This window comes from Candidatus Binataceae bacterium (genome assembly GCA_036495685.1).
GTDB lineage: Bacteria > Desulfobacterota > Binatia > Binatales > Binataceae > JAFAHS01.
In genome coordinates this window covers 1-3930 of record DASXMJ010000130.1, presented here as the reverse complement: position 1 = coordinate 3930, position 3930 = coordinate 1, and the positions used below count along the sequence as shown (strand labels likewise).

General features: G+C 61.1%; 5 protein-coding genes. 4 read left to right on the top strand and 1 reads right to left on the bottom strand.

The window, feature by feature from the left end; all coding sequences use genetic code 11:
- Positions 1–405: 405 nt before the first annotated feature.
- From VGI36_12915 to trxA, 3 genes are all read left to right on the top strand, one after another.
- Positions 406–1401: a nitronate monooxygenase gene (locus VGI36_12915; protein HEY2486046.1), complete on the top strand. Its 996-nt coding sequence runs from the start codon at positions 406–408 to the stop codon at positions 1399–1401.
- A gap of 168 nt (positions 1402–1569) precedes the next feature.
- A complete protein-coding gene (locus VGI36_12910; protein ID HEY2486045.1) occupies positions 1570–2151 on the top strand; it encodes a hypothetical protein in 582 nt (193 codons plus the stop codon).
- 85 nt (positions 2152–2236) lie between these two features.
- Entirely contained in the window at positions 2237–2569 is a 333-nt protein-coding gene (gene trxA, locus VGI36_12905) for a thioredoxin (protein ID HEY2486044.1), read from the top strand.
- A 77-nt stretch (positions 2570–2646) separates the two neighbouring features.
- Here the strand turns inward: trxA and VGI36_12900 are convergent, their stop codons facing one another.
- A complete protein-coding gene (locus VGI36_12900) occupies positions 2647–3231 on the bottom strand; it encodes a CvpA family protein (GenBank protein HEY2486043.1) in 585 nt (194 codons plus the stop codon).
- A 126-nt stretch (positions 3232–3357) separates the two neighbouring features.
- On the opposite strand from VGI36_12900, the gene VGI36_12895 reads away from it, so the two are divergent.
- Positions 3358–3930: amino acid--tRNA ligase-related protein (locus VGI36_12895; GenBank protein HEY2486042.1), on the top strand; the 573-nt coding region annotated here is incomplete at its 3' end.

Here is a 3930-nt window from a genome sequence, read left to right as displayed (position 1 = left end):
CCGGGTCGATCGTAACGGAGGTGACGTTTGATGGGGCCGGACCGCCGCCACCACCGCCGCAGGCCTGGAGGAGGCTCCCCAGCAAGATCGGAATCGCGAGAATTAGTAGGAGCCGAGGGAAAAGAGCGCGGGTGACTTGACCGCAGGTAATTGAGTGAAAGGACGACCAATCAATCTGGAGTCTCTTCGCGCATTTCATATCCTTCCCCCGAGAGTAGAATAGCGCTGGGTAGAATTTCGAAACCGATTGTAGGTCTTTAGCCAAGTCCAGTACCACAGAGCAGGGGCTCGCCAAGCCGAAAGGAAAGGGGTTCGGTGCCGCGCTTGCTTGCGCGATTAGACGCAAAGTATAGGAATCGAACCGGGGCCAGCGATTTGACGCGGCTCACGCAGGAGAATCCTTCCATGTTGCACACGCCGATTTGCGATTACTTTGGAATCAAATATCCGATTCTGCTGGCCGGGATGGGCGGAGTCGCAATGCACAAACTGGTCGCCGCAGTTTCCAATGCGGGCGGTCTCGGCGTGATTGGAGCTGCGTCGCTGTCGCCAGACCTGTTGCGCGCGGAAATTCGCAAGACCCGTGAACTCACCGACCGGCCGTTCGCGGTCGATCTGCTTGCTCCCATTCCCGACATGATGCGCCCCCATATGCCGGTCCTTATCGAGGAGAAGGTGCGCATCTTCGTAGCCGGTCTCGCCGTGCCAAGCGAGTTCATCCAGACCATGCACGAGCACGGCATGACAGTCGCCGTGATGTGCGGCAAGGTGCACCACGGCGAGAAGGCGCAGACCGCAGGCGCCGACATCGTCGTTGCACAGGGAACCGAGGCGGGCGGTCATACGGGTGAAATCGGAATGATCTCGTTGGTGCCGCAGATGCTGCGCGCCGTCAAACTCCCGGTGCTGGCGGCGGGCGGTATCGCTCACGGCAGCCAAATCGCCGCGGCGCTGATGCTCGGCGCGCAGGGAGTGGTGATTGGCACGCGCTTCATTGCTACGCCCGAGGCCCAGGCTGCGCCGGCGTACCGCGAATCAATCGTGAAGGCGCGTGATGATTCGACGATGCGCACCCGCTGTTATACGGGCAAGCCGTGCCGCGTCGCCCGCACACAATACGCGCTTGAATGGGAAAAGGATCCTTCGAAGATTCAGCCGTTCCCGATGCAAGGACAGATTTCGCGGCGCAACGGCGTTATGGGCTATATGGGACTCGACGGCGAAGATGCGGACCCAAACCGGACCTTCATGCCGACCGGACAAGGTGCGGGTCTGATCGGCGAAATCAAACCCGCTGCACAGGTGTTCACGGACCTGCTGCGCGAAACCGAAGCGGCGCTGCGCGGCGCGCAGGGCCTGCTCGCCGATAAATCGGCGACCCAGCATTCCGCCGCCCGCTAGCGGGTCAGCGCGGTTGCTCGCGACAAATTGACAGTAGCAGTCTGCCCAACCGGGGATTTGGAATAATACCCGGACTGACCCTGATGGGTTGTCCCTGGTGGCGCGAACAGCCGGAAAGGAGCGACGGAATCTCAACCCCTCAAACCACTAATGATCAGGAGGCAAACTATGGGAATCACCTCACACCTGATCGATGCCGCGGAAAGGAAGTTCGGCGAGAAACTCGACTATATGCGTGATATCGCGAGCGCATCGCCCGCCGCCTTCTACAAATTCGCACTCTTCCTTGCCTTCGCCAGGCATCGCAAGGCGGCGCCACTCGAGGCCTGCTATCTGGCGTCGATCGGAGCCTTGCAGCACGAGGATTGCGGTCCCTGCCTGCAGATCGCGGTAAACCGGGCGCTCGCCGAAGGCGTAAGCCCCGCGATCATTTCGTCGGCGCTGGCCGGGGGCGTTACCCTCGATGCCGAGCGCCGGCTCTATCTCGATTTTGGCCGCGCGGTCTCGGCCAACCTGCCGGAGGCTGAGGAACTACGCCTTAAGCTCGCCGGGAAATTATCGCCCGCAGCAATGGTCGATCTAGCCATCGCGATTGCAAGCGCGCGCCTGTTCCCCACCCTCAAGCGTGGACTTGGCCACGCAAAAAGCTGCTCCCTGGTGCAGATCAAGGTTTCCGGCTTGGCACCAAAAACCTCGGGTTTCACGGAATCACAGTCGCTGGGAGAGTCTCAGTCAATGAAATTCGGGTGATCTCCAAGTCTGCGGTGGCACCTTGATTGCCTCCGGAGTCGTGCTTATGTTTCATGGTGCCTAGGCCGCAGGCGAGGAGAGTTCGATGGCCAATGACAAAGTCGTTCATGTTACGGACGCTAGCTTCGAGCAGGAAGTGCTGAAATCACCCGAGCCCGTCCTGATCGATTTCTGGGCGCCGTGGTGCGGGCCCTGCCGCGCCATCGCACCGATCGTCGAGGATCTCGCTAACGAGTACGCGGGGCGTCTCAAGGTCGTGAAGATCAACGTCGATGACAACCCGCAAACACCCGCGCGTTATGGTGTGCGCGGCATCCCCAATCTGCTCATCATCAAAGGTGGCCAGGTGAAGGAGCAAATTGTCGGCGCCGTACCGAAGGGGCACCTGGTAAAGGCTGTCGATGGCGCTCTGGCCTGATAAGCGCTCAACCAGACCGTAAATGAACAAGCTGCGGAGTCACCTCTCCGCAGCTTGTTTTTTAGTGCGGCCACTCACTACCGCGCCGTCGGCGAGGAGGAATCCGCCGGCGCGCTGCCTGAGGAGCGCTTACTCGCTTCCGCAACCCAAGCCCGTATCAGGATGTCACGATTGCGCTGGTAGGCCTCCTTGGCTTCTTCCGGAATATAGCGAACCAGCGTCGCATCGTATGCGAGCAGCATCGGTGCTGCCTCTGAGTTGCGAAGCAGCGCGGCATTGGCCGGTAACACGGTGGTCAGCAACATGACCGCGAGTCCGGCCACGGCAGCGGCAATTGCGCCCCCTAGGAATCCGCCCGCCAGCCGATCGATCCACCCGAGGCTCGCCATCCTGAGCACGCCCACAATCATCCCGCCTACAAACTGCACAGCGATAAACACCACCAGAAAGACTGCGACGTATCCCAGCACGGTGGCCAGCGTGGGATTGGTCCCAAACTGGTGGGCGATGATTGCGGCCGTTTCGGCGTAGTGCAGCGAAGCGAGATAGAGCGCTGCTATCAGGGCGACGAACGAAGTGCCCATTGTAAGCAGGCCGTTGCGCAAACCATGGAGCGCGCCGAACGCCACCGCCGCCAGCACCACAAAGTCGAACGCGTTCATCGCCACCCTGAAAGGTACCTTTCGCGGACCAGTTTATAAACCGGGGGTACCAGCGGGTGCGGATCGATCAATTGCGGCCGCCCGACAATTCTCGTCCGTTCGTGCCCATGTGCTTAAATGTCGTTCATGCCAACTGTTTACATCGAGGATCTGGCGCAACACCTGGGCGAGGAAGTGACCCTGCGCGGATGGCTCTACAATAAGCGTTCGAGCGGGAAGCTCCATTTCCTGCTGGTGCGCGATGGGACCGGCATCTGCCAGTGCGTTGCTTCCAAAGCCGACCTGGGCGAGGAGGCCTTTGTCGCGGCCGATCACATGGGACAGGAAACCTCGCTCGAGGTTGTGGGTGCGGCGCGCGCCGACCAGCGCGCGCCCGGGGGGATCGAGCTGAACGCCAAGCAGGTGCGCCAGGTCGCACCCTCGAGCGATTATCCGATCACACCCAAGGAACACGGCGTCGCGTTTCTGCTCGACCAGCGCCACCTCTGGGTGCGCTCGTCGCGCCAGCACGCGGTACTGCGTATTCGCAGCGAAGTGGTTCAGGCCTGCCGCGACTTTTTTCACGAGCGCGGCTTCGTGCTCTTCGATGCGCCGATCCTGACCCCCACCTCGTGCGAAGGCACCAGCAACCTGTTCGAGCTCGACTACTTTGGGGAGCGCAAGGCCTATCTGACGCAGAGCGGACAGCTCTATGCCGAG

Excerpts from the sequence above, each read along its gene's own strand:
- VGI36_12915 (HEY2486046.1), top strand. The coding sequence starts at position 406 with ATGTTGCACACGCCGATTTGCGATTACTTTGGAATCAAATATCCGATT.
- VGI36_12910 (HEY2486045.1), top strand. The coding sequence starts at position 1,570 with ATGGGAATCACCTCACACCTGATCGATGCCGCGGAAAGGAAGTTCGGC.
- trxA (HEY2486044.1), top strand. The coding sequence starts at position 2,237 with ATGGCCAATGACAAAGTCGTTCATGTTACGGACGCTAGCTTCGAGCAG.
- VGI36_12900 (HEY2486043.1), bottom strand. The coding sequence starts at position 3,231 with ATGAACGCGTTCGACTTTGTGGTGCTGGCGGCGGTGGCGTTCGGCGCG.